Consider the following 21841-nt stretch of genomic DNA (forward strand, 5'->3'; position numbering starts at 1 on the left):
GGCGTTTTCTTTACAGCGACAGCGTGACTGCTCAGCTGCTGGCGCGAGCGATGTTGCGCAGGGCTTTGACCTGATCATGGTTGCGCTGCACACCGGCAAGCTGACGCTCGACAATGGTGAAGATGTTGGCCGGGAGCGCCTCGGTCAAGGCTTCCTTGTAAGCTTTCAAAGCCACATCTTCGCCGCGCTCGGCTTCGTTCAGCACCGCTTCTTCATCCTTGCCGGTGAAGATCGATTTGACGTCGACCCAGCGACGATGCAGGTCACCGCTCACGCTGGTGGAGTCTTCCGGAGTGCCGCCCAGTGCAATGACCTCGGCCTGCAGTTCACCGGCCGCTTCGGCGCATTCCTGGGAATGCTTGGTGAACAACGCCTTGAGTTCCGGGTTCTTGATGTCTTCGGCACAGGTCTTGAAGCCTTCCTCGCCGTCCTTGCAGGTCTCGATAAGCTTGTTCAGGATGGAAACAACCGTCTTGGCAGAATCATTCATCTTTTTGAATTCCTGTGGAAATCGGAAACCGCGTTGGGATGCTGTCCATACAGCAGCCTTCGTGCCAGCTTTCAAAGCAAACAAAAATCATCTATATCAAAGAGTTAACGTAGCCTGCGATTTCCCGAAGCTGTCTTTATGCATGATCGGCGGCTTTGTGACCGTGCAGAATGCATGTAACCTCGCGCAACGTCGTTTTTGCAGACCCACACCCTTGTGAATATTCAGTCATGAACCCCGAAAAACTTGAATCGCTGGTGACCTTCGTAATGCCCTTCGGCAAGTACAAGGGCCGAGTAATCGCCGACCTGCCGGGGCATTACCTGAACTGGTTCGCCCGAGAAGGTTTTCCTAAAGGTGAACTGGGTGGGCTGCTGGCGCTGATGCAGGAAATCGATCACAACGGCTTGTCCGACCTGCTCGATCCGCTGCGGGTCAAGCATGGCAAGCCGCGCATCGCCGATGGGCGCTGAACCGTCTGGCAACTTTCTTTCAGGCAAAAAAAAGTGCGCCGACCGAGCGCACTGAAAGACAACCGTGAAGCGCCTAACGAAGTCGAATCAGTCGAGCAGAGCCAGCGCCTGCGCGCTGCACTCCTGAATGCGTGCCCAATCGCGGTTTTCAATCCACTGGCTGTCGAGCATCCACGAGCCGCCCACGCACATCACATTGGATTGAGCCATGTAGCTGTTGATGTTGCCCGGGCCGACGCCGCCAGTCGGGCAGAAGCGCACTTCCGGGAAGGGCCCGCCGAGCGCCTTGATGGCAGCCACGCCACCGCTCACCTCGGCCGGGAACAGCTTGAAGCGGCGATAGCCCAGCGCGTAACCCATCATCAGTTCGGACGGGCTGCTGATGCCCGGCAGCAACGGCAACGAGCTTTCCACACCGGCCTCGAGCATGTCCTGGGTCACGCCGGGGGTGACGGTGAACTGCGAGCCGGCCTGCTCGGTTGCGGCGAGCATTTCGCGGGTCAGCACCGTGCCAGCGCCGACCAGCAGCTCCGGGCGTTGCTCGCGCAGCACCTGGATCGCCCTGAGCCCGAGTGCCGAGCGCAGGGTCACTTCCAGTACGGTCAGCCCCCCGGCTGCCAAGGCATCGGCCAGAGGCAGAATGTCTTCTTCACGGGCAATGGTGATGACCGGCAGAATTCGCGCACGCGCCGCCAGGGCGTCGATCCGGGCAACCTTGTCGACCATGCGTTGCTGCTGTTCGGTGGTGATCATAGCGGCGGTTCCTTGATTCATTGACACCAGTAGATATCCAGCGCGGAGTGCAGGAAGGCGCGGATAGGCATCTGCGCCACGTCGTCGCCGGCCAGTGCAGTGCGCAGCGTGGTCAACTTGCTTTCGCCCTGCACCGACAGCACCTTGAAACGGGCCGAGGCCAGCAACGCACGGCTCATGCTCAGGCGTTGATGCGGCACGCTCGGCGCCAGCATGGGCCAGCAGCGGCGCTCGCTGTCCAGCGCCAGAGCCTGTTCAAGGTTGGGGCTATCGGGAAACAACGAAGCGGTGTGCCCGTCATCGCCCATGCCCAGTACCAGCACGTCGATCGGCGGCAATTGACCGAGCAGGTCATCGGCGACTGCGGCGGCCTCCTCCTGGCTGGACGTGGTGTGGTACAGGCTGACGAAACGTGCCTGCTCGACCGCGCCTACCAGCAGGTGGCGCTTGAGCAGGCCGGCATTGCTGTCGGCGTCCTCGATGGGCACCCAACGCTCGTCGGCCAGGGAGATCACTACCCGTGACCAGTCCAGGCTCTGACGCGCCAGGCACTCCAGGAAAGCCACCGGGCTGCGCCCGCCGGAAACCACCAGGGTTGCCACGTTCTGGCGCTCGATCGCTTCGCGCAGTTGCTCGGCGACCTTGCCGGCCAGGGCTTCGGCCAGCAACGGTGCGCTCACGCAATCGTGAACCTTGACCCCCTCGGGGAACTGCAAATCAGATATCGCCATACCAGGATCTCCCATCGCGTGTGATCAGGGCAATCGAGCTCATCGGCCCCCATGAACCTGCCGCGTACGGCTTGGGAGCATCGCCGGATTTCTTCCAGCCGGCGATGAGCTGATCGCACCATGTCCACGCATATTCGATTTCATCTTTACGGACAAACAGGTTCTGATTGCCCTGCATCACCTCCAACAGCAATCGCTCGTACGCATCTGGAATGCGCGCACTGCGATAGGTGTCGGAGAAATTCAGTTGCAGCGGCCCGCTGCGCAGTTGCATACCCTTGTCCAGGCCTTGCTCCTTGGTCATCACGCGCAGCGATATACCTTCGTCCGGTTGCAGGCGGATGATCAGCTTGTTGCTGATCTGCAGGCGCTGCTCGGGCGCGAAGATATAGTGCGGCGGTTCCTTGAAGTGGATGACGATCTGCGACAGCTTCTGTGGCATGCGCTTGCCGGTGCGCAGGTAGAACGGCACGCCGGCCCAGCGCCAGTTGCGGATATCGGCACGCAGCGCGACGAAGGTCTCGGTATCGCTCTGGGTGTTGGAGTTTTCTTCTTCCAGATAACCCGGCACCGGACGGCCTTCGCTGTAGCCCGCGATGTACTGGCCACGCACGACCTGCTGGGTCAAGCCGTCGGCGGTGAATGGCGCGAGCGCCTTGAGCACCTTGACCTTCTCATCGCGAATGCTGTCGGCGGACAGGTCGGCCGGTGGGTCCATGGCGATCAGGCAGAGCAGCTGCAGCAGGTGATTCTGGATCATGTCGCGCAGCTGGCCGGCCTGGTCGAAGTAGCCCCAGCGCCCTTCGATACCCACTTTTTCCGCGACGGTGATCTCAACGTGGGAAATGTAGTTCTGGTTCCACTGGGTTTCGAACAGGCTGTTGGCGAAGCGCAGGGCAATGAGGTTCTGCACCGTCTCCTTGCCCAGGTAGTGGTCGATTCGGTAGACCCGATTTTCCGGGAAGTACTGCGCGACGGCATCGTTGACCCGGCGCGAGGATTCCAGGTCGTGGCCGATAGGCTTTTCCAGCACGGCGCGGGTACGCGCGGTCAGGCCGACCTTGTGCAGGTTTTCGCAGATGGCGCCGTAGACCGCCGCCGGTGTGGCGAAGTAGGCGATCAATTGTTCGGCGTCACCGACTTTCTCGGCCAGTGCGACGTAGGTGTCGGCATCCAGAAAGTCCACGTGCACATAGCTCAGCCGCGCCAGAAAACGCTGCACCGCGTCGGGCTCGAGCTGGGCGTCGGAAACGAACTTGCGCAACCCTGCCTCGATGACACCCAGGTGATGGGCTTCATCGCCGGGCTCGCGGGCCAGGGCGAGAATGCGTGTATCGGCGTGCAGCAACTGCGCGCGATCGAGTTGATATAGAGCCGGAAACAGCTTGCGCAATGCCAGGTCGCCCAGGGCGCCAAAAAGAGCAAAGGTGCATGATCCTGCGGTCATTGAGGGCATGATGTTTGTTCTTCTATCAAGTTGACGTAGAAATACCCTTTTTCAGGGGACGATTCAAGGCAGAATGTAGTAATAACCACAACATTTACCCATTCAGACAGATACGGGTGGTGGCGCACTGCGCCCCCCAGTAGGATAAGCCACCCGTGAAGACAGCCTGGCCAGACATGCTCGCTGGCGCTGAAGTAGACCCAAGGACATACCATGGACCGTGTGCGAAATCTTCTGGAACAGATCCAGAGCCGCCTCGATGAGCTGAACAAGGCCGAGCGCAAGGTGGCCGAGGTCATTCTGCTCAATCCGCAGCAGGCGACCCGCTTCAGTATTGCCGCTCTGGCGCAGGCCGCCAAGGTCAGCGAGCCGACGGTGAACCGCTTCTGTCGTTCCTTCGGCGTCAGCGGCTACCCCGAGCTCAAGCTGCAACTGGCGCAAAGCCTGGCCAGTGGCGCAGCCTACGTCAGTCGCGCGGTAGAAGCCGACGACGACCCGGCGGCCTATACCCAGAAGATTTTCGGCAGTGCCATCGCTTCGTTGGACAGCGCCTGCCAGCAACTCGATCCGGCGCTGGTCAGCCGCGCCGTGGACATGTTGATCCAGGCACGCCAGATCCACTTCTTCGGCCTCGGCGCGTCGGCGCCGGTGGCGCTCGATGCCCAACACAAGTTCTTTCGCTTCAACCTGGCGGTGTCGGCCCATGCCGATGTCCTCATGCAGCGAATGTTGGCGTCGGTTGCCCATACCGGCGAGCTGTTCGTGATCATCTCCTACACCGGGCGCACGCGCGAACTGGTGGAAGTCGCCCGCCTGGCACGGGAAAACGGTGCATCGGTGCTGGGGCTCACGGCAGCAGGCTCGCCCTTGGCCAAGGCCAGCAGCGTAAGCCTGAACATACCCCTGCCTGAAGACACGGATATCTACATGCCGATGACATCGCGCATCGTGCAATTGACTGTGCTTGATGTGTTGGCCACGGGCATGACGCTACGGCGCGGCGTGGATTTCCAGCCGCACCTGAGGAAGATCAAGGAAAGCCTGAACGTGAGTCGCTACCCGGCTGGGGATGGCCTGGACTGAATGCAGGCAAAGGACATGGATCTGCAGGCGCGGTCAGTGGCCGCAAAAAAACGCTGCGGTGGATCAGATTCACCGCAGCGAGCCTTTCGCGGCCGATGACCGCTCCTACGGTCAAACCGCAGGTAAATGGGATGAATAAGCCCCTGATCCCACGTAGGAGCGGTCAGCGGCCGCGAAAAGAACACCGCGGTGTGCCAGTTTCACCGCGGGGCAGCATTCGCGGCCGATGACCGCTCCTACGGTGAGCCCGTTACTGGCTCGAAAAAAAGGGCGACCTGAGTCGCCCGGAAAGCGCACACCACAAATCAGAACTTGGACTGGATCTTCAACCCGGCCACCAGTGCGTCATCCACCTGGTTCACGCCGCCAGGATGCTTGATGTACTGCACGTTGGGCCGCACCGTCAGCCAGTTGGTCACGTGGAAGCCGTAGTAGATCTCGGCGTTGTACTCGGTGTCCTGGATCGGCAGGTATGACGGATTGTCGTAGTCTTCGATGTTGTTCAGATCATTAACCAGGCGGCGATTCTTGCGCACGTCGTCGTTGACGTGGATGCGCGCGATGCCCACACCGATGTCGTCCTTGGGCCGGGCGTCGAAGGGCCCCATGTAGGTCAGGCCGATCTGCTGGTAGTTGTCGACGAAGTTGGTGTCCTTGTCGTGCACGGTGGCGTTGGCGAAGATGCTCAGGCCACGCGCGGCGCTGCCGTTGTGACTGGTCAACTGTTGCTGGGCGACGATCCAGGCGCCGTGCTTGCTGCTGTGGGACTTGTAGCTGGCGCCGGAGACCGCAGCCGCCTGGCCATTGCCATCTTCATACACATCGTCGGCCTTGGCCGTGCTGTAGTAGTAGCCCAGGCGATACTCGCCCGGCAGGTCGTTGAGCTTGGGCGTCCATACCAGTTCAACCGGCAGGATCATGCCCTTGGTGCCGCTGCCGCTGAGCTTGAAGCCGTTACCGGTTTCCAGGTACGAGGGGTTCTGCTCGAACACGCCCACCTGCGCATACACTTCCGGGGTGATGTTGTACTTGATACGCAACGCCCACTGGCTGACCGGCCAGTTGTACCAGATGTTGCCCACCCAGTTGCCGACCTGCGAACCGCAGAACGCCAGGTTCTGGAAGTCGCACGGGAAGCTGTTGAAGTCTTCGCCAGGGCCGAAGCGGCCGATCTTGACGTTGAGCTTGTCGTCGAAATAACCCTGCTTGTACCACATCTGGGTAAGCCGCCAGGTCTGGCCCCTGCCCCAGACTTCCTGGGATGAACTCAGGGTGCCCGCACGCGGGTCGCCGATCCGGTCATTGGAGATGTTGCGGCCGCTACGCTCGGTGATGGCCAGCTTGAACTCCGCATCCTTCCACCCCAGAATCTTTTCCAGGTCCATCTTCACGCCCAGGGCGAACTGGTCGCTGTAGCGTGCGGTGGTGTCGTCGTTGTAGCCACCGTCGAGATTGCTGCCAACTTCCCCTACGTATTCCAGCGAAAAATCGTAGCCCTTTTCCAGCAACTCCGTACGGGCCCCACCCCAGTCACCGGTCATCCACGGCGACTCTTCGGTAAAAGCCCCAGCGGCATGCACGCTGCCGGCCAGACTCAAGGCGCCGAGCATCGACAACTGGCCGATCAGTCTGGGTTTAGTGATAAGTCTGCTGTTCATCCCTCTTCCTCTTTTATTGTTATTGACGTGTTGTACAGTCTTGCCAATGGCAGGCGACAGGCCGCCCGCCGATATCGCTATTCAGCGTCCTTTGAACTGGGTCACGTTGCCCAAGGGTGCAGCTTCCTGCGCGGTTCGCGTGGCGCCGAGGCGCGCACCGCTGGCCGCATCGAAAATCAGGACCTTGCTCGGGTCCAGCAGCAGGTTCAAGGTGGCGCCTATGGCCGGCGCAGCATCCGGCGCCATGCGGCAGCACACCTTGGTCTGGTTCACGGTGACGAACACCAGCGTGTCCGGCCCGGTCGGCTCGGTGATCTGCACTTCGGCACGCAGGGTGGGCAAACCCGTGACCTGCTCGCTGGCCAGGGCGATCTGCTCGGGGCGGATACCAAGGATGATCTCGCGATCCTCCAGCCCCGCGTCGGCGATGCCCAGCGGCAGTTCGCAACGCGCCTGGCCGCTGTCGAGCAGCGCCATCAGGCGACCGTCCTGGCGGGTCAGGCGCAGCGGAATGAAGTTCATCGGCGGCGAGCCGATGAAGCTGGCCACGAACAGGTTGGCCGGATCGTTGTAGATCTGCTGCGGCGTGCCGAACTGCTGGATGATGCCGTCCTTCATCACCGCCACCTTGTCACCCAGGGTCATGGCCTCGATCTGGTCGTGGGTCACGTAGACCGTGGTGGTCTTCAGGCGCTGATGCATCAACTTGATCTCGGTGCGCATCTCCACCCGCAGCTTGGCGTCGAGGTTGGACAGCGGCTCGTCGAACAGGTAGATCTTGGGCCGCCGCGCCAGTGCGCGCCCCATCGCCACACGCTGCTGCTGGCCACCGGAGAGCTGGCCGGGCTTGCGTTCGAGCAGATGCTCGATCTGCAACAGCTTGGCCACTCGCGCTACTTCTTCGTCGATCGAAGCCTGGGGCATCTTGCGGATCTTCAGGCCGAAGCAGATGTTCTCGCGCACCGTCATGGTCGGATACAGCGCGTAGCTCTGGAACACCATGGCAATGTCCCGGTCCTTGGGGCTCATGCCGCTGATGTCTTCGCCGTCGACCAGGATCGCCCCGCCGGAGATGTTCTCCAGGCCTGCAATGCAGTTCATCAGGGTCGACTTGCCACAGCCCGACGGCCCCACCAGGATCAGGAATTCCCCTGAGTCGATCGAAAGCTCGATGTTCTTCAGCGTGTCCGGCAAGCCGCTGCCGTAGGTCTTGATTACGTTGCGCAGTTCCAGCGTTGCCATGTTGCTACCCCTTGACCGCGCCGGCCGTGAGCCCGCGCAGGAAATACTTGCCAGCGAAGATGTAGACCAACAGCGTCGGCAGGCCGGCGATCATTGCCGCTGCCATGTCCACGTTGTATTCCTTGACCCCGGTACTGGTGTTGACCAGGTTGTTCAATGCCACGGTGATCGGCTGTGCATCGCCGCTGGCGAACACCACGCCGAACAGGAAGTCGTTCCAGATCTGGGTGAACTGCCAGATCAGGCAGACCATGACGATCGGGATCGACATGGGCAGCAGGATCTTGCCGAAGATGGTGAAGAACCCGGCACCATCCAGGCGTGCGGCCTTGACCAGTGCGTCCGGCACGCTTACGTAATAGTTGCGGAAGAACAGCGTGGTGAATGCCAGCCCATACACCACGTGCACCAGCACCAGCCCGGTGGTGGTGTTGGCCAGGCCGAACTTGCCCAGGGTGAATGACGCCGGCAACAGCACGGTCTGGAACGGCAGGAAGCAGCCGAACAGCAGCAGGCCGAAGAACAGTTGCGAGCCGCGAAACTTCCACATCGACAGCACATAGCCGTTCATGGCACCGATGAAGGTGGAGATCAGCACGGCAGGAACGGTGATCATCACCGAGTTCCAGAAGTACCCACCCACCGAACCCCAGGCCTTGACCCAGCCGATGGCAGTGAACACTTCCGGCAGGCTCAGCAGGTTGCCGGTGCGGATGTCGTCGGGTGTCTTGAAGCTGGTCAGCAGCATCACCACCAGCGGCACCAGGTAGATGGCCGCGGCCAGCAGCAGCACGGCGTAGATCGCCACGCGACTGAAGGTCAGGGCCGGTTTGCCGGTCATAGGGTTCATTGACGTTTGCCCCGCAGTTCGGAGTACAGGTAGGGCACCAGGATGGCCAGGATCGCGCCGAGCATCAGCATGGCGCTGGCCGACCCCTGCCCCATCTGGCCCCGGCTGAAGGTGAAGGCGTACATGAACATCGCGGGAAGGTCCGACGAGTAGCCCGGCCCTCCCGCCGTCATCGCAGCTACCAGGTCGAAGCTCTTGATGGCGATGTGCGCAAGAATCATGAAGGCGCTGAAAAACACCGGACGCAGGCTCGGCAGGACGATGCGCAGGTAGATGGTGGGCAGGCTGGCGCCGTCCACCTGGGCGGCACGAATGATCGACTGGTCGACGCCACGCAGGCCGGCCAGGAACAGCGCCATGACGAAGCCCGAGGCCTGCCACACAGCCGCGATCACCAGGCAGTAGACCACCCGGTCCTGGTCAACCAGCCAGTCCAGGCGAAAGCCTTCCCAGCCCCAGTCGCGCAGCAGTTTGTCCAGGCCCATGCCCGGGTTGAGCAGCCACTTCCAGGCGGTACCGGTGACGATCATCGACAGCGCCATGGGATACAGGTAAATGGTGCGCAGGAAGCCTTCGCGGCGAATGCGCTGGTCCAGCAGCACTGCCAGGAATACCCCCAGCACCAGGCTGATGAAAATGAACAGGCCACCGAAGACCGCGAGGTTCTTGCTCGCGACCCACCAGCGATCGTTGTCCATCAGCCGCGCGTACTGCGCAAGGCCCGCCCACTTGTAGTTGGGCATGAAGCTTGAAGTGGTGAAGGACAGCACCAGGGTCCACAGGATGTAGCCGTAGAAGCCGACCAGCACGATCAGCATGCTCGGTGCCAGCACCAGCTTGGGCAGCCAGCGCTGCAGGGCGTCCAGGGGCGAAGCCCTGCGCATGACAGCAGTTGAGCTCATGTTGAGATGTCCGCTTCGTTGGATAGTGTGTAGCAGCGGCGCAAGCCGCGTCCGGCAGCGCCGCGAATGCATGATGCAACGGCGGCGATCGGGACCCGGCTTGCGCCGGTGCTACAGGGCTGGGTGTGTCAGCCTGATGTTCACTTGGCCGAACTGATGGCCTTGGCCAGCTGCGAGGCGGCCTTCTGCGGATCAGCCTGGGGATTGTTGATGTAGTTGGTCACCACATCGAAGATCGCGCCCTGCACCGCCAGCGTCGTCGCCATGTTGTGCGCCATGCTCGGCTGCAGGCCGCCGGTCTTGTCGTCGGCCAGGAAGTCCTTGGCCGCCGTCTGGGCGCAGGCGTCGAAGCCCAGCTTGTCCATCTCGGCGAGCATGTCGGTACGTACCGGGATCGAACCCTTGTTCATGCTGAAGACTTTCTGGAAGTCGGTGCCCAGTGCAACCTTGGCCAGGTCTTGCTGCGCGGCCATGTCGTCCTTGTTCTTGAGTTCGAACACGGCCAGCGAGTCGATGTTGTAGGTGAAGGCTTTCTCGGTGCCGGGGAAGGCCACGCACTGGTAATCCTTGCCGGCCACCTTGCCTGCCGCGGTCCACTCGGACTTGGCCCAGTCGCCCATCATCTGCATGCCGGCCTTGCCATTGATGACGTCGGCAGCCGCGATGTTCCAGTCACGCCCGGCACGGTTGGGGTCCATGTAAGTTGCGACCTTCTTCAGCTCGGTGAACGCCTTGACCATCTGTTCACCCGTCAGGGTGCTCTCATCGAGGTCGACGAAGGCTTTCTTGTAGCCGTCTGCGCCCATGACCGACAACACCACGTCTTCGAACACGGTGCTGTCCTGCCATGGCTGACCACCATGGGCCAGCGCGATGAAGCCCTTGGCCTTGAGCTTGTCGCCGGCGGCATAGAATTCTTCGAGGGTGGTCGGCGCCTTTTCGATGCCAGCTTTCTTGAACACCTCGGGGTTGATCCACAGCCAGTTCACCCGGTGGATGTTCACGGGAACGGCCACATACTCGCCGTCGTACTTGACGGTGTCAGACACCTTCTTGACCAACAGGCTGTCCCACTTCTCATCCACGGCAACCTGCTTCAGGGCTTCGGTGCTGAGCAGCCCGGTGCTGCCCCATTCCTGGATGTCGGGGCCTTTGATCTGGGCAACGCCAGGGGGATTGCCAGCCATGGCGCGGCTCTTGAGCACGGTCATTGCGGTGGAACCGCCGCCACCGGCCACGGCGCCGTCTTTCCAGGTGAAACCGTCTTTCTCCACCTGCGCCCTGAGCACGTCGACTGCTGCTTTTTCACCGCCGGACGTCCACCAATGCACTACTTCGACCGAACCTTTGGAGTCGGCAGCCAGGGCACTGAGCGGGAACACGGAGGCAAGGGAAACGACGATGGCGAGGCGGGAGAGCGAGTTCATGGGACATCCTTTTTTGTTGTTATGCAGATGCAAGTCTGATGCTTGCGTTGCATGAGAGTGTAAACATCGCCACAGGGGCGCAGGTAACGAAGGGATGGGGAAATGTCACCGACTGGTGACATTCGATCGGCTGGCGTGAGCACGCATGAACGTCTCACACCGCCTTGCGTGGCAACACCAACGTCACGCGCAACCCGCCAGCCGGAAGATTCTGCAAGGTCACCTCGCCGCCATGGCTGTGGGCGATATTGCGTGCGATGCCCAGGCCCAGGCCGTAGCCCTGCTGAGTGCCGGCCAGACGAAAGTGCGGCTCGAAGACTTTCTGCAGCCGTTGCTCCGGCACCCCAGGGCCTTCGTCGTCGACGTACAACACGAAGGCCTCGGCGTCGTCATGGATGGACAAGTGCGCGCGGTCGCCGTACTTGAGTGCGTTGTCGATCAGATTGCCGATGCAGCGCTTGATCGCCAGCGGCTTGCCGGTATAAGCCCGGCGCGCCTTGCCTTCCAGGGTCACTCGGCCGTTGCCGTGCGGCGCCAGATAGGGCTCTACCAGGCAGTCGAGTACCTGATCGAGATCGACCCGTTCGATGTTTTCGTGGATGTCGGTGTCTTTGACGCATTGCAGCGCGCCCTTGACCAGCAATTCCAGCTCGTCCAGGTCACGGCCGAACTTGGCTTCCAGGGCTGGATCGTCGAGCAGTTCGACGCGCAGCCGCAGGCGCGTGATGGGCGTGCGCAAGTCGTGGGAAATCGCACTGAACAGCTGGCTGCGCTCGGTCAGGTAGCGGCTGATGCGCTCGCGCATGGCATTCAGCGCACGGGCCACTTCCACCACCTCACTGCCACCGCCGTCCATGGGCGGTTCGTTGCTCACCTCGCCCAACGACAGCTCGCGTGCGGCGCGGGCCAGGCGTTTCAGGGGCCGGCTTTGCCAGTGCACGAGCACGCCGATGAACAGCAGCAGGAACCCACTGGTCAGGGCGATGAACCAGATCTGCTGGGCAGGCAGGCCCTCTTCCTCGAGCGTGGTATAGGGTTCGGGCAACAGCGAAGCGATGTACAGCCATTCGGTGGGTCCCAGGCGAATCTGGGTGACCAGCACCGGCGGGTTGACCGGTTCCAGGGTCAAGGCGTAGTGCGCCCAGGAGCGCGGCAGCTCGTCGAGCTTCAGGCCGCTATTGAAGATGCGCAGGTCGTCGGGGCTGACGAAGGCCACCGAGATATCCACGTCGACGCCCAGCTGGGTGCGGAGCACTGCAGAAACCGCATCGATCACTGCAGTCTTGCGCGCGGTCGATTCGAGCAGCTGCATACCCAGTGGCTTGTCGTTGAGCGAAACGAAAAAGCGCGTACCGCCCATGCTGCGCAGCTGATCCAGGACCAGCGGCCGATAGGCCAGTGGCAAGGAGCGGAAATAGCTGACGCTGGCCGCCATCGAGTGGGCCAGGCTGCGGGCGCTGGTCACCAACCCTTCGAGCTGGGTGGCACGCAGCTGCGACAGCCAGATGACGCTGGACAAGCCCTGCGCCAGCAGCACCGCCAGCAGTGTCAGCAACAGCATGCGACCCAGCAGTGAGCGCGGCTTAAACAGGCGCAACGTGGGCCGCCAGCAAGTAGCCGCTACCACGTACCGTGCGGATCAGCCGCGAGGGCTTGTCATTGTCGCGCAGGCGTTGGCGCAGGCGGCTGACCGCCATGTCGACGATACGATCCAGCGGCATCGGCTCGCGCCCGCGAGTGGCGTTGCCGATGGTATCGCGGTCGAGGATCTGCTGCGGATGGTCGAGGAACAGCTTGAGCAAGGCGAAGTCGGCACCGGACAGGAACACCTCTTCCCCGTCGGTGTGAAACAGGCGGTGGCTGACGGTATCCAGCCGCCAGTCGTCGAAGCCGAGTACCTCGCCACTGCGCTCGCTGGCGAACTGGCTGCGTCGCAGCAACGCCTTGATGCGCGCCTGCAGCTCGCGCGGGCTGAACGGCTTGCCCAGATAGTCATCGGCTCCCAGCTCGAGGCCGATCACGCGGTCGGCTTCGTCTGAGCTGGCGGTCAGCATGATGATCGGCACCTGGGCCATGCGCGGATGCTGGCGGATCCAGCGGCACAGACTGAAGCCATCTTCGTCGGGCAGCATGACGTCGAGAATCACCAAGTCGGTGCCGACCTCGGCGCCAAGCGCTTCGCGAAAGCCCGCGCCATCGGCCGTGGTGCGCACGGCGAAACCGGCGCGGCTAAGGTAGGTGTCCAGCAGTTCGCGGATGTCCTGATCGTCATCGACCAGCAGGATCGATTTGCCGACAGTGCTCACGTGGGCGTCCTTGTTGTCATTGCCGGGTCGATACGCCCGGCTTTTTTCAAGGGCTGATTAAACGCTCAAGCCTGCGCCTGTTGCAAGGCCACGCCTGCGCCCAACAGCCCGGAGAACTCGGCCGTGACCACCCACACCGGGATGCCCTTGAAGTAATCGCTCATGCAGCCCTTGTCGGCGAAGCTCTCGGCGAAACCGCTTTGCATGAAGATGTCGAGAAAGCGCGGGATCACGCCACCGACGATGTACACGCCGCCCCGGCCGCCCACGGTCAGCACGTTGTTGCCCGCCACCCTGCCCAGGAAGCGGCAGAATTGCTCCAGGGTTTCCCGAGCGACGGGGTCGCCGGCAAGCCCGGCGTCGGTAACTTCCGCAGGCGAGGTGCAGGAAGGCGTGTGGCCGTCTACTTCGCACACAGTTTGATACAACCGTAACAACCCACCACCGCTGAGAATCGTCTCGGCGCTGACGTGACCGATCTGCGCTTCGATGTGCGCGCGCAGTTGGGCTTCGCGCGCGCTGCCGACGGGCAGGTCGACATGGCCGCCCTCTCCCGGCAATGCCATCCAGCCGTTGCGCAGGGCGATCAACGTGCCCACGCCCAGCCCCGTGCCTGGGCCGATGACCACTGCCGGACGTGCAGGATCCGCTTCGCCCTCGCAGACCAGCTGGTATTCATCGGGCTGTAGACGGGTCATGCCCAACGCCATGGCGGTGAAGTCATTGATCAGCAGCAGGTGCCCGATCTGCAGGCTTGCGCAGAATGCCTTGCGGCTCAGGCGCCAATGGCTGTTGGTGAAGCGGAACTCGTCACCGTCCACCGGGCCCGCTACTGCCAGGCACGCGGCGCCGATGTCGCCCTTCTGCAGCTTGAGGTCGGCCATGTACACACCGATGGCGTGCTCGGGGCTGGTGTAGTCTGCCGTGGGGAAGACCCGAACCGAATGCAGTGCATCGTTTTCCCAGAGGGCGAAACGTGCGTTGGTACCGCCGATGTCGCCGATAAGGGCGAGTGTCATCGCAAAATCTCCAACCCCGAAGTGAAGGCACTGGCGCCTTGCTCGGCCGAGCTGAAGGCTTGGCGCATGAACCCGAACAGTTCACGCCCGCACCCTACGCCATTGGCCAAGGTGCCGACCGCCGGGGTGCGGCTGGCCAGCGTCTGGGCATCGACGCGTACCTGCAAGGTACCTTCGACACCGTCGACCCGGATGATATCGCCATCGCGCACCAAGGCCAACGGGCCACCGCTGGCCGCCTCGGGACTGACGTGAATCGCGGCGGGAATCTTGCCGGACGCGCCGGACATGCGCCCGTCGGTGACCAGCGCGACCTTGAAGCCGCGATCCTGCAGCACGCCGAGAAAAGGCGTCATCTTGTGCAGTTCCGGCATGCCGTTGGAGCGCGGCCCCTGGAAGCGCATGACCGCGACGAAATCCTTTTCCAGTTCGCCGGCCTTGAACGCATCGGCCAGCTCCTGCTGGTCCTGGAACACGCGGCACGGCGCCTCCACTACCTGGTTCGCCAACGCCACGGCAGACACTTTCATGACGCCCCGACCCAGATTGCCTTCCATCACGCGCAATCCACCCTCGGCCGAGAAAGGCCGTGCCACGGGGCGCAGAATGGTTTCGTCGAGGCTCGCCTCGGGACCCTCGCGCCAGACCAGCCGACCCTCTTGCAGAAACGGTTCGCGGGTGTAGCGGCTCAGGCCATGACCGGCCACCGTGTTCACGTCCTCGTGCAACAGGCCCGCTGCGAGCAACTCGCGAATCAGGAAAGCCATGCCGCCAGCTGCCTGGAAATGGTTGATGTCAGCCTTGCCGTTTGGATAGACATTGGACAGGGTGGGCACCACTTCGGACAAATCGGCCATGTCCTGCCAGGTCAGGATGATGCCCGCAGCCATGGCGATCGCCGGCATGTGCAGGGTGTGGTTGGTCGAACCGCCCGTCGCGTGCAGGGCGACGATCGAATTCACCAGCGACTTTTCATCGACGATGCGGCCGATGGGCGTGAACTCGCCGTTGGCCTTGGTCAGGCGTGTCACCTGATGGGCTGCCTCGTGAGTCAGCGCATCGCGCAGCGGTGTGTTGGGATTGACGAACGAGGCCCCCGGCAGGTGCAACCCCAGCACTTCCATGAGCAACTGGTTGGTGTTGGCCGTGCCGTAGAACGTGCAGGTGCCCGGACTGTGGTAGGACTTCATCTCCGATTCGAGCAATTCTTCACGGCTCGCCTTGCCCTCGGCATAACGCTGGCGAACATCGGCCTTCTCCTTGTTGGAGATGCCCGACGGCATCGGCCCGCCGGGGACGAAGACCATCGGCAGATGGCCAAAGCGCAGCGCGCCCATCATCAGGCCCGGGACGATCTTGTCGCAGATGCCGAGCATCAGGGCGCCATCGAACATGTTGTGGGACAAGGCCACGGCCGTGGACAGCGCGATGGTTTCACGACTGGCCAGGCTCAGTTCCATGCCGGCCTCACCCTGGGTCACGCCATCGCACATGGCCGGCACGCCACCGGCGAACTGGCCGACCGAGCCGATCTCGCGCAACGCCTGCTTGAGCTGCTCCGGGTAGGTTTCGTAGGGCTGGTGCGCCGAGAGCATGTCGTTATATGACGAAACGATTGCGATGTTGGTCGCATTCATCATGCGCAGTTGGTGCTTGTCTTCGGTGCCGCACCCCGCTACTCCGTGGGCAAAGTTCGCACACTGCAGCTTGCCGCGCATGGGCCCGTCGCTGGCGGCGCTGTCGATCAGTTGCAGGTAGTGCTTGCGGGTAGCTTGGCTACGCGCAATCAGCCGTTGGGTGACCTCAAGGACGCGGGGATGCATGTGAAGAACTCCAGGCTTTGGGGGCGACCTCTGCAACACTCTGTCCGAACTACGACCCATGTCAGGGCTCAAAGCCCTGCAGGCAAGAATCGATATGAAGGAAGGGTTGTACCGGTCACTCGTTGTAGATAGAACAAAATATTGCCACTAAAAAGGCTTGTTTTCTATTTCTATGCGAATAATCTTGTAATTCCAACAACAAAACAGATTACGTGACCTGCTTGCCCGGACCTGATCCAAGGGGAATCACCCAATCTGATCACAGGAATCACTCATGACCATTCGCATAGCAATCAACGGTTTTGGCCGCATCGGCCGCAATGTCCTGCGGGCACTCTATACCCAAGGCTACCGCCAGGACCTGCAGGTCGTCGCCATCAACGACCTGGGTGACAGCGCGATCAACGCCCACCTGCTCAAGTACGACACGGTGCATGGCACCTTCGACGGCACGGTCGAGCACGACAAGGAAGGCCTCACGGTGAATGGCGACCGCATCTCGGTCAGTGCCATCCGCAACCCGGCGGAACTGCCGTGGAAGGCCGAGAACATCGACGTGGTGTTCGAGTGCACCGGCCTGTTCACCGACCGTGAAAAAGCTGCCGCGCACCTGACGGCCGGCGCGCGCAAGGTGATCATCTCGGCACCGGCCAAGGGCGCCGATGCCACCGTGGTGTATGGCGTCAACCACGACGTGCTGCGTCAGTCCCACGAAGTGATCTCCAACGCTTCTTGCACCACCAACTGCCTGGCCCCGGTGGCCCAGGTGCTGCACCGCGAGCTGGGCATCGAGCAGGGCCTGATGACCACCATCCACGCCTACACCAACGACCAGAACCTGATCGACGTGTACCACAGCGACCCCTACCGCGCCCGCTCGGCGACCCAATCGATGATCCCCAGCAAGACCGGCGCTGCCGAAGCCGTTGGCCTGGTGCTGCCGGAGCTGGCCGGCAAGTTGACCGGTATGGCGGTGCGCGTGCCGGTGATCAACGTCTCGCTGGTCGACCTGACCTTGAACCTCTCGCGCGAAGCCAGCCGCGACGAGATCAATGCGCTGATGCATGCCGCGGCCGAGCAGTCCAAGGTGCTGGGCTACAACACCCTGCCGCTGGTTTCCACCGACTTCAACCACAATCCGCTGTCGTCGATCTTCGATGCCAACCACACCAAGGTCAACGGCAAGCTGGTCAAGGTCATGGCTTGGTACGACAACGAGTGGGGCTTCTCGAACCGCATGCTGGACAACTGCCTGGCGCTGATCAACGCCAAGTAAGGCCCCATAGCGGCTGGATACGGTGGATGCCGTTTCCAGCCGCGATACCTCTTGCAAAGATCGCGACTTGACCAGGCGCACAGATGAGAAGCATTATCATCTTCTGCTTTCCGTCCGGGCAATTCCGTGAGTCAATCACGCTTCAATTCCGTTTTCCTCTCCCAACGCTTGAGTCTGCTGCGCACCCTTCAGCGCATGGTACGCAACCCCAGCACCGCCGAAGACCTGCTTCAGGAAACCTACCTGAGGGTGAATCGTGCCCTGGGTGAGCGACGCATCGAGCACCTCGAACCCTTCGTGTTTCAGACAGCACGCAATCTGGCCCTGGATTATCTGCGCTCACGGCGGGTGCACGAGCGAACCATGGTCGAAGATGTGCCCCTCGACGTGCTACAAAGCATTGCAGCAGTGGCCAGCAGTCCGGACGAGGTCGCCCATGCTGAGCGGCTTCTGGCCAGGCTGACCGTGAGCCTGGCTCGACTGACGCCGCGCCAGCAGCGGATTTTCATCCTGAGCCGAGTGCATGGCAGCAGTTATGTGGAAATTGCCCATGAGCTGCACGTCTCGGCAAGCACCGTGCAAAAGGAATTGAAATTGATCATGGCGATCTGCATCGGTGTCGCCCAGCGCCTGGAGGAGCATCCGTGAATCGGCAGCATCTACCAGAGCGAGCGCCACCGACGCCTGCCATGGAGCAAGCCATCGATTGGTTGATTGCCCAGCCTTGCACCGACCCCACCGAGCAAAGGGCATTCGAGGCCTGGCTGCTGGCCGACCCCGAACATGCCGCGGCATTCGAGCAGGCCCGCGCGGTATGGCACGGCGCGCCGATTCACCAGGCCGCCGTCGCCCTGCAAACGCGGCGCCGACTGCCGGCCTGGCGTCGGCATTGGAAACCACTGGCTACCGCCGCAATGCTGGTGGTAGGCGTATTGAATTTCACCCACCTGCCGCTGCGCGTACAGGCCGCTCATCTGACCCAGGTCGGCGAACGGCAACACCTGCAACTGGAAGACGGTTCCAAGGTACTGCTCAACACCGATTCGGCCTTCTCCAGCCGCATCGACACCCGGCAACGCAGCGCACGCCTGTACGAAGGCGAAGCTTTTTTCGAGGTGCCTCCCAGCCGCCGACAACCCCTGAAGGTGCAAGCAGGCCCGGTGCGTGCCGATGTGCTCGACAGTGCCTTCGCCGTGAGCTACCACGATGGCCAGGCACAAGTGCGGGTGCAGCGCGGCAACGTCGACCTCAGCGCCAGCCACGACGAGACGGTGCGCCTGAACGCCGGCGACAGCATACGCATCGGCCCCAGGGGATTCGGCACGCGTGAGCGGCTCGATCCACAGAAGGATCTGGCCTGGGTCCACGGCCGTTTGATCTTCGAGAATTGCCCAATGGGCGAGGTGCTTGCCGAACTTCGGCGCTATTACCCGGGGTGGATCATCAGCACCGACAAGAAGCTCGAACAGGTGGCAGTAACCGGCAATTACCGCCTGGACAACCCGCTCGAAGTGGTTCGCTCGTTGGCTCAGGTGACGTCGGCACAGGTGCGGGAGTTTCCGGCGCTGGTCATCCTGAACTGACGAATACGTCAGTGTCATGAACCAAGACACTGCATAATTATTTTTACGCTGTAGCGCTTCCCCATCCGTCTAGTCATAGCCAATGCAACTGATTCGCATTCGGATCGGTAACACTATAACGACACGCGACAGGGAGCGCTTTCGATGTCCAAAGGTTTCACTCGTCCTCAGTTTCACCACTCGGTGCTCACCGCTGCCCTGCTGGTGGCCGCCGTGCCTGCCGTAGGCAGCGCTGCGGAGCTGACACCGAACAGCGCCCGCTTCAGCGTCAATCACGCCTTCAGCATCGCTCGGCAGCCTCTGGCGTCGGCCTTGAACGGCTTCAGCACCACGACGGGCTGGCAAGTCGGACTGCCCGCCGAGCTTGCCCAGAACGTCATTTCACCCGGTGCGCGCGGTAACCTGACGCCGGAACAGGCACTGGATCGGCTGCTCGCAGGGACACCCTTGCGCTACCGGAAAATCAGCGCCAACAATGTCGTGCTCGAGCGCAGCTCGCCGGGCGCCGTGATCGCCCTGCAACAGATGACCGTCAGCGCCACACGCCAGGAACAAAGCGCCGACAGCGTCCCGAGTACCGTCAGCGTCCAGGGCCGCACGCAGCTGGACCGTGACAACGTCAACACCCTTCAGGACCTGGTGCGTTACGAACCGGGCGTCTCCGCAGGCGGCACCGGTTTGCGCAGCGGCCTTACCGGCTACAACATTCGTGGTATCGACGGCGACCGTGTGCTCACCCAGGTCGATGGCGTCGAGGTGCCGGACAGCTTCTTCAACGGCCCCTATGCGCAAACCGAGCGCAATTACGTCGACCCGGAAATCGTCAAGCGGGTGGAAATCCTGCGCGGGCCGGCGTCGTCGCTCTACGGCAGCAGTGCCATCGGTGGGGTGGTCAGCTACTACACCCTGGACCCGGAAGACATCATCAAACCCGGCAAGGATGTCGGCGCACGCCTGAAGACCGGTTACAGTTCGGCAGACGAAAGCTGGCTGAACTCGGCTACCGTGGCCGGCCGTTCGGGTGACGTCGATGCCCTCTTGCATCTGAGCCAGCGCAGTGGCCACGAGACCGAATCCTACGGCGACCATACCAGCACAGGGCTGAGCCGCACCGCAGCCGACCCCAAGGACGTACGTTCCACCAATGTCCTGGCCAAGCTGGGCTGGAACTACGCCGACGATGCTCGATTCGGGCTCACCTACGAAAAGTACAAGGACGACCGCGATGTCGATCTGAAAAGTGCCTATGGCGGCCCCTATGCAAATGGCAGGCCGCTGAATTTCTATCAATCGCGCGGTGGCAATGACACCATCACCCGCGAGCGCTTCGGCTTGAATCACGACTTTGGCCTGGACAGCGTCGTGGCCGATCACATCAAGTGGAGCTTGAACTACCAGATCGCCAAGACCGACCAGCACACCGAAGAGCACTATGTCGTCCCGCGCGCGCGCGATGTGTTGCGAGCGCGTGACACTTTTTACAAAGAGCGCCAGTGGGTGTTCGACCTGCAACTGGACAAGGCCTTCGAGTTGGGACAAACCGATCACCTGCTGACCTACGGCACCAACATACGCCAGCAGAAGGTTACCGGCTCACGCAGCGGCTACGGGACCTGCTTGACCGTGATGGGCAGTTGCCGAGCCATCGGCGCCGACAGCGCGGCCGATCGTCTGGTCAAATCCAGCGACTTCCCCGACCCGACCATCAACACCTACAGCCTGTTCGCTCAGGACGAGATTCGCTGGAACCAGTGGACCTTGCGACCCAGCGCCCGCTATGACTACACCCAGCTCAAGCCCCGCCTGACCGATGAGTTCCTGCGCACGGTCAACCCCATTGGCGAGTACACCGTGACCGACAGCGATCGGAACTGGCACCGGTTGTCACCCACGCTGGGCGTAACTTACGACTTCGATGACCACTACACCTGGTATGGGCAGTACGCCGAAGGCTTCCGCACACCTTCGGCCAAGGCGCTTTATGGACGCTTCGAAAACCTTGGCGCAGGCTATACGGTCCAGCCCAATCCGGATCTGGAACCGGAAAAAAGCAGAAGTTATGAAACCGGCCTACGCGGCAACTTCGAGGCAGGCACCTTCGATATCGCGGTGTTCTACAACCAGTACCGCGATTTCATCAACGAGGATGCGGTCAGCCCCGGGGCGACGTCCGCCGTGTTCCAAAGCAACAATATCAAGCATGCCACCATCAAGGGCGTCGAGCTCAAGGGCCGCTTGAACCTGGACAGCTTCGGTGCGCCGCAAGGTCTCTACAGCCAAGCCTCCATCGCATACGCCCGTGGCGAGAACGAAGACAACGGCCAACCGATCAACAGCGTCAATCCGCTCAAGGGTGTATTCGGCCTGGGCTACGAGCAGCAGCAGTATGGTGGCCTGCTCAGTTGGACACTGGTCAAGCGGCAGAACCGAGTGGACAGCAGCGCGTTCAAGTCGCCGGACGGCAGCGGTGTGTTCAAAACGCCTGGCTTCGGCATCCTCGACCTGGCCGGTTACTACAAGGTCACCGACGACGTCACGGTCAACGCCGGCCTGTACAACCTCACCGACAAGAAATACTGGCTATGGGACGACGTGCGCAGTTATGACGGCGTGGGCGAAGCGGCGGTGACAGCACCCGCCAACCTCGATCGCCTCACTGCTCCCGGTCGTAATTTCGCGATCAATCTGGTTTGGGACATCTGATAATGGCACTGTAGGGGCAGATAACCGCTGCCCCTGTGGTGGGATTTTTTTACGGTCCGCTGTGAGTTGATTCGT

19 protein-coding genes are annotated in these 21841 nt (G+C 61.9%); 6 read left to right on the top strand and 13 right to left on the bottom strand.

Annotated elements, in window-relative coordinates; translation table 11 throughout:
- Window positions 1-31 precede the first annotated feature (31 nt).
- On the bottom strand, window positions 32-490 hold the full coding sequence (locus IFT76_RS07090; protein ID WP_122479594.1) for a ferritin-like domain-containing protein: 459 nt from the start codon (window positions 488-490) through the stop codon (window positions 32-34).
- 230 nt (window positions 491-720) lie between these two features.
- Here IFT76_RS07090 and IFT76_RS07095 point away from each other — a divergent pair, with 230 nt between their 5' ends.
- Entirely contained in the window at window positions 721-963 is a 243-nt protein-coding gene (locus tag IFT76_RS07095; RefSeq protein ID WP_122479595.1) for a DUF3820 family protein, read from the top strand.
- An 87-nt stretch (window positions 964-1050) separates the two neighbouring features.
- On the opposite strand, the gene IFT76_RS07100 is transcribed toward IFT76_RS07095, so the two are convergent.
- The 3 genes from IFT76_RS07100 to zwf are packed head-to-tail and all read right to left on the bottom strand — an operon-like array spanning window position 1051 to window position 3903.
- Window positions 1051-1737, bottom strand: a complete 687-nt coding sequence (locus tag IFT76_RS07100) for a bifunctional 4-hydroxy-2-oxoglutarate aldolase/2-dehydro-3-deoxy-phosphogluconate aldolase (protein ID WP_185794099.1) — start codon at window positions 1735-1737, stop codon at window positions 1051-1053.
- Entirely contained in the window at window positions 1734-2447 is a 714-nt protein-coding gene (pgl, locus tag IFT76_RS07105; RefSeq protein ID WP_192057713.1) for a 6-phosphogluconolactonase, read from the bottom strand. The genes IFT76_RS07100 and pgl overlap by 4 nt, the downstream gene beginning before the upstream one ends.
- Window positions 2434-3903 (bottom strand): glucose-6-phosphate dehydrogenase, encoded by a 1470-nt coding sequence (gene zwf / locus IFT76_RS07110; protein WP_122479598.1) that lies wholly within the window; start codon window positions 3901-3903, stop codon window positions 2434-2436. The genes pgl and zwf overlap by 14 nt, the downstream gene beginning before the upstream one ends.
- Window positions 3904-4116: 213 nt before the next feature.
- Between zwf and hexR the strand changes: the two genes are divergently transcribed.
- Complete coding sequence (hexR, locus tag IFT76_RS07115; protein WP_185794215.1) at window positions 4117-4977, top strand: DNA-binding transcriptional regulator HexR; 861 nt, start codon at window positions 4117-4119, stop codon at window positions 4975-4977.
- 305 nt (window positions 4978-5282) lie between these two features.
- Here hexR and IFT76_RS07120 read toward each other — a convergent pair whose 3' ends face one another.
- From IFT76_RS07120 to edd, 9 genes are all read right to left on the bottom strand, one after another.
- Window positions 5283-6587, bottom strand: a complete 1305-nt coding sequence (locus tag IFT76_RS07120; RefSeq protein ID WP_244646990.1) for a carbohydrate porin — start codon at window positions 6585-6587, stop codon at window positions 5283-5285.
- A gap of 129 nt (window positions 6588-6716) precedes the next feature.
- Window positions 6717-7877, bottom strand: coding sequence for an ABC transporter ATP-binding protein (locus tag IFT76_RS07125; RefSeq protein ID WP_192053514.1), 1161 nt, complete (start codon window positions 7875-7877; stop codon window positions 6717-6719).
- A gap of 4 nt (window positions 7878-7881) precedes the next feature.
- Window positions 7882-8718, bottom strand: a complete 837-nt coding sequence (locus tag IFT76_RS07130; protein WP_163007624.1) for a carbohydrate ABC transporter permease — start codon at window positions 8716-8718, stop codon at window positions 7882-7884.
- 5 nt (window positions 8719-8723) lie between these two features.
- Window positions 8724-9629, bottom strand: coding sequence for a carbohydrate ABC transporter permease (locus IFT76_RS07135; protein ID WP_122479603.1), 906 nt, complete (start codon window positions 9627-9629; stop codon window positions 8724-8726).
- Window positions 9630-9769: 140 nt separating this feature from the next.
- Window positions 9770-11056, bottom strand: coding sequence for an ABC transporter substrate-binding protein (locus IFT76_RS07140; protein ID WP_192057714.1), 1287 nt, complete (start codon window positions 11054-11056; stop codon window positions 9770-9772).
- Between the two features lie 154 nt (window positions 11057-11210).
- Entirely contained in the window at window positions 11211-12617 is a 1407-nt protein-coding gene (locus IFT76_RS07145; RefSeq protein WP_122479740.1) for an ATP-binding protein, read from the bottom strand.
- Between the two features lie 22 nt (window positions 12618-12639).
- Window positions 12640-13362 carry a response regulator gene (locus tag IFT76_RS07150; RefSeq protein WP_122479605.1) on the bottom strand — a complete coding sequence of 241 codons (723 nt, stop codon included), beginning with the start codon at window positions 13360-13362 and terminating at the stop codon, window positions 12640-12642.
- 65 nt (window positions 13363-13427) lie between these two features.
- Window positions 13428-14381, bottom strand: a complete 954-nt coding sequence (locus IFT76_RS07155; RefSeq protein ID WP_122479606.1) for a glucokinase — start codon at window positions 14379-14381, stop codon at window positions 13428-13430.
- On the bottom strand, window positions 14378-16204 hold the full coding sequence (gene edd / locus IFT76_RS07160; protein ID WP_122479607.1) for a phosphogluconate dehydratase: 1827 nt from the start codon (window positions 16202-16204) through the stop codon (window positions 14378-14380). Before edd ends, IFT76_RS07155 begins: the two co-directional genes overlap by 4 nt.
- A gap of 274 nt (window positions 16205-16478) precedes the next feature.
- On the opposite strand from edd, the gene gap reads away from it, so the two are divergent.
- From gap to IFT76_RS07180, 4 genes are all read left to right on the top strand, one after another.
- Complete coding sequence (gene gap, locus IFT76_RS07165) at window positions 16479-17480, top strand: type I glyceraldehyde-3-phosphate dehydrogenase (RefSeq protein WP_122713527.1); 1002 nt, start codon at window positions 16479-16481, stop codon at window positions 17478-17480.
- Between the two features lie 126 nt (window positions 17481-17606).
- Window positions 17607-18128: a sigma-70 family RNA polymerase sigma factor gene (locus IFT76_RS07170; protein ID WP_192053512.1), complete on the top strand. Its 522-nt coding sequence runs from the start codon at window positions 17607-17609 to the stop codon at window positions 18126-18128.
- 41 nt (window positions 18129-18169) lie between these two features.
- Window positions 18170-19063, top strand: a complete 894-nt coding sequence (locus IFT76_RS07175; protein ID WP_192057795.1) for a FecR family protein — start codon at window positions 18170-18172, stop codon at window positions 19061-19063.
- A 144-nt stretch (window positions 19064-19207) separates the two neighbouring features.
- Entirely contained in the window at window positions 19208-21766 is a 2559-nt protein-coding gene (locus IFT76_RS07180) for a TonB-dependent receptor (protein ID WP_192057715.1), read from the top strand.
- The last annotated feature ends 75 nt before the right edge of the window (window positions 21767-21841 follow it).

Origin of the sequence: Pseudomonas sp. CFBP 13727 (assembly GCF_014841915.1) — a bacterium.
Lineage (GTDB): Bacteria > Pseudomonadota > Gammaproteobacteria > Pseudomonadales > Pseudomonadaceae > Aquipseudomonas > Aquipseudomonas baltica.